This is a genomic window from Skermanella stibiiresistens SB22, from assembly GCF_000576635.1.
Classification (GTDB): domain Bacteria; phylum Pseudomonadota; class Alphaproteobacteria; order Azospirillales; family Azospirillaceae; genus Skermanella; species Skermanella stibiiresistens.
Genome location: NZ_AVFL01000094.1, coordinates 1 through 1,506, shown reverse-complemented (window position 1 = coordinate 1,506; position 1,506 = coordinate 1). Strand labels below are relative to the sequence as shown.

Sequence of the window (1,506 nt, the reverse complement as noted above, 5' to 3'; positions counted from 1 at the left end):
GACCCAATACCGTTCACTTTGCAATTCTGTGGTATTCACGGACGGGTCTGAGCGTCCCACTTTGAGGCTGACCGACATGGCCACAGACGGAGTGGAGGCATCATGGCGCGCGGCCCCGTCATCCTGCCCAAGGGCATGAGCATCAGCGATACCGTTACGATCGGCGTTCTCGTCCGCTGCGTTCCGGCCCGGATCGTCGATGAGGTTCTTGAGGAAACCGGGCGCCGAAGTCTGCGTCAGCGGTCGCTGCCGGCGCGCTTCATGATCTATTACGTCATGGCGATGGCGCTTTATTTCCAGGACTCCTATCTCGAGGTCCAGCGCAAGTTGTTCGCCGGGCTCCAATGGTTGTCGATGGCTCCGTGGCTGAACGTCGGGGCCGGCAAGTCGGCGATCACGATGGCCCGCCAGCGGCTCGGCCGGGAACCGCTGGAGCGGCTGTTCCAGCGCGTGGTCCGGCCGATCGCGCGGGAGCGCACACGCGGCGCGTGGTATCGCGGCCGCCGGTTGGTGGCTTGGGATGGCACGATGGTGGACTTGGCGGACGAGCCGGAGATCGAGGCCGCGTTCGGCCGCCCCAACGGCGGCGGGTCGGGGGCCTATCCGCAGATGCGCCTGTTCGCTCTGGTTGAAACCGGAACGCGGGTGGTCTTCGGACTGGCCGGCGGGCACCTCAACGAGACCTGCGAACAATCACTGGCCCGCGACCTGCTTGGCAAGCTGACACCGGGCATGCTGTGTCTAGCCGACCGGGGTCTGGTGAGCGGCCGGCTCTGGCGCGATGCCGCCGCCACGGGCGCCGACCTGCTGTGGCGCATGAAAGCCAATCAGAAGTTCCCGTGTCTCGAGCGGCTGCCCGACGGCTCCTTTCTCAGCGAACTCAGCGTCGACTCGACCGATCGCGCCGCCGGGAAGGTGCCGGTGCGCGTCATCGAATACACGTTGGACGCGGTGCCTGGAACCCAGCCGGTCCACCGCCTGATCACTACGATCCTCGATCCGCGGGGGGCTCCCGCGCACGAACTCGCCACGCTGTACCATGAGAGGTGGGAAGCGGAGATCGCCTTCCATGAGATCAAGGTCGGCCTGCCCGGCCAACGCCTGATGCTGCGCAGCCGGTCGGTCGATCTCATCTGGCAGGAACTTTACGGTCTGGCTCTCACCCACTTCGCCCTGCGCGACCTCATGCACGAGGCCGCCCTAGTGGGCGACCGCGATGTCGACACGCTATCCTTCACCACCACCGTCAAGATCGTTCGGAGCCATGTTCTCATGCATGGCTCTTTTTCCCCCTGCGCACCAGCCGGACATCCGGATGAGGATCATCCGCGAGATCCTGCGCTACCCGGCTGAGCGGAGCCGGGGACGGCACACCACACGCTCGATCAAGCGCAAATACCTTTCCGACTTCCCCATCAAGAAAAGAAAAAGCAACGTCTCCCGAGCTTCATCAACTTACGAGTATGGCCGGTGCATACACATTTTCCCTAAGTGAACGGTATTGGG

Annotated in this window: 1 protein-coding gene; it reads left to right on the top strand. The window is 64.1% G+C overall.

The genetic code is table 11. The features are described from left to right. Positions 1-102: 102 nt before the first annotated feature. A complete protein-coding gene (locus N825_RS35570) occupies positions 103-1,353 on the top strand; it encodes an IS4 family transposase (protein WP_051514256.1) in 1,251 nt (416 codons plus the stop codon). Positions 1,354-1,506: the final 153 nt, after the last annotated feature.

What these genes read in the sequence shown, in the direction of transcription:
- N825_RS35570 (WP_051514256.1), top strand. Translation starts at nt 103, where the DNA reads ATGGCGCGCGGCCCCGTCATCCTGCCCAAGGGCATGAGCATCAGCGAT.